Annotated in this window: 2 protein-coding genes; both read right to left on the reverse strand. The window is 70.6% G+C overall.

Annotated features, from left to right (window positions below):
- Positions 1–168: 168 nt before the first annotated feature.
- Positions 169–666, reverse strand: a complete 498-nt coding sequence (locus tag PV721_RS42620; protein WP_319734162.1) for a hypothetical protein — start codon at positions 664–666, stop codon at positions 169–171.
- Between the two features lie 35 nt (positions 667–701).
- Positions 702–2,775, reverse strand: a 2,074-nt coding sequence (locus PV721_RS42625) for a nuclease-related domain-containing DEAD/DEAH box helicase (RefSeq protein WP_319734164.1), incomplete at its 5' end; no start/stop codon positions are given.

The raw sequence follows: 2,775 nt of genomic DNA on the forward strand, positions 1-2,775 counted from the left end.
GTCCCGTCGTGCCCCGTCCCGTCGACGGGACACAACAACCCACCCGCCCGTCGACCCGCTCCGGCGGCACCACGTGCAGCCGGTCGGACACGTGCAGCCGGTTTCGGAGACCGCGTTCGGCCCGAAGTCCTCCGCATCCGCCGATCGAGAACCCATGCGCCGCGGAGATTACGGCCACAGCTCCAGCAGCGCGTCCAGGGTGAGCTTCCACATCGGCTCGGCGCCCGTCCCGAACGCCGCGGCGAGCGCGTACCCGACGGCCGCGTCGTCGGCGCGCGGTTCGCCCTTCCACTCGACGGACACCCCGCCGTCCCCGCTCGACGAGAAGACCCCGAGGACCGCTCCGCCCCGGAGCAACTTGCTCCCGTCGAGCGAGTCGGGGACCAGCCGGTACGCACCGACATCCACCCGGTAGGACTTCCGCGTCAGAAACCCCTTGGCGGGCCGCAGCGACACCGCCGCCCCGTCGACGGTCATCGACAGGCACTCCGCGTCCCGCGTCCCGATCGGCACATGGCTCTCCACCGCCGCACCGGCGGCCCGCCGCACCTCGACCCGGGAGATCCCCTCCCCGTCCACGACGAGACTCCCGCCCTCGTGATCGAGTTCGACATCGACCACACCGAACAGCGGATCCTGGGCGGGTACGTACGAGAACGGGTGCATCAACTGGTCCTTTTCCCTGGGAATCCCACCCATTGTCAGCTCTGACCACCCCCGCCCCGCGCAGAGGTGCCGCCTTCCGCGACACGACTGACGCTGCCGAGCCACAGCAGGTCACGCGCCCTGGTCATGGCCACGAAGAGCTGGCTGCGCAGCAGTTCCTCCCGCTCCCGGGCCGTCTGCGACGTCTCCGTACCGGCTGCCGTGTCGGCCGCCGGCCCCTTCGCGAACACCGCATCGTGCTGGGGCAGGAAGACGTTCTTGAACTCCAGCCCCTTGGCCCGGCGATAGGTGCCCAGCTTCACCGCGTCGACCGCGTGGCCGTCGTAGTGCTCCAACTGGCACACCGGGATGCCCGCCTGGGTGAGCAGCCGCTGGTAGTGGCCGATGGCACGCATGGAGGGGCACAGCAGGGCGGTGTCGGCCAGCGCACCGTCGGGCAAGGAGCGCAAGGCGTCCAGGAGTTCCCTGTCCTGGGCGTCCACCGTGGGCCTGGTGACGCGTACGACGTCGCCCTCGTGGTAGGTGAGGTCGACATCGCGGCGGCCCGGAGTGCGCAGGCCGTCGAGGTCCTCGAACGCGTCGTCCGCCACGACGGTGAGGGCCGCGTCCAGGATCTGCTTGCTGTTGCGGTAGTTGGTGCGCAGCACCTGCCCGCGGTCACCGCGGATGTCGATGCCCGCGTCGGTCAGGCGGAAGCCGCCCGGGTACACGGTCTGCTGGCCGTCGCCGACGAGCAGCAGCCCGTTGGGCACGTCACCCACGAGTGCGTGCAGGAGGCGCACTCCGACGAGGGTGAGGTCCTGGACCTCGTCCACGACGACGGCCGCGTACGGGGGACGTTCGCGCCGGCGTGACGCTTCGGCCAGGGCGAAGGAGAGGACGTCGTTGAAGTCGTGCACGCCCCGCTCGCTGCGCAGCGATTCGTACGCTTCGTACAGCTCCCACACCGACTGCCGGTGCGTCCGGTGCAGGCTCGCCTTCCGTCGCCTCCTGTGGACGGTCGCGTACTCCTCGAAGCTGGTGAGACCTCGCCCCTTGATGACGTAGTCGATCTCTTCGCGCCAGTAGGTCGGGGCCGGATCGAGCTCGACCAGTCGGCTTTCGCGGCCGACGTTCTTCCAGGCGAGGCTGAAGGCGGTCTCGGCCTTGTCTCCGTGCAGCCGCACGGGTACGCCCCGCTCCTGCAGGAACTCCTGTGCCCAGGAGTGCAGGCTGCGGAAGTCCACCCGGTCGGCGACGCTCGGAGCCATGGTCCGCAGGAAGGTGCTCTGCACGCGGGGCAGGTTGTTGGCGAAGGTGACGTACAGGATGCGGCCGGTGGTGCGCCTGGCCAGGTGGGCCGCGCGGTGCAGGGCGACGACCGTCTTGCCGGTACCCGCCGGTCCGCTGATGCGTGCCGGTCCCGACCAGTTGCGGCGCACCAGTGCGACCTGATCGGGGTGGAGGAAGGTCATCCACTGCTCGATCGGCGCGCCCATCGCGCTTTTCAGGGCCGCATCACGCAGCCCTTCCAGATCGAACAGCCCGTCCGGAGCGCTCGGTCGGTCAGGTTCGGGCGCGGACGGCGCCTGCTGGTCGACCGCAGCCCCCACGTGGTCCGGGAACACCCGCTCGAGATGATCGGCGATCGCACGGACCGACTCCGCTCGCAGCCTGTGCCGCTGCGACAGCAGCACGGGGCCGATCTCGTGCTCACCCAGGAGCCGTATCCGGCCGAGGCCCGCGTCGAAGCGCCGCCCGGCGAACACCATGAGCGGCTGGACTGCCACGGGTGACATTCCGAGCGACGCCACCGCGCTCTCGGCGGCCCTCGTGGCGGCGAGCAACTTGGCAGCGTCTTCGTCCCGCGGCTCGCTCCCGGTTGTGACGTCGATGACGAAGACACCGCCGGGCCCCACCAGCAGCATGTCGGCGTTCGCACTCCCCGTCCCGGCCCATCGCCGGTCGACGAGCAACCGCCACCCGCGCGCGGTCAGCACCAACAGCTGGGCGAGCACCCGCTGCTCGCCCTCACCGACCGCTTTCCACCTCAAGGCCTGCTGGCGTGCAGCCTGCCACTGCTCCCGCAGCAACCGCTCCTGCCGCCGCGCCTCCTGCACCCGCTGCGAT

The organism is Streptomyces sp. MB09-01, assembly GCF_033794505.1.
GTDB lineage: Bacteria > Actinomycetota > Actinomycetes > Streptomycetales > Streptomycetaceae > Streptomyces.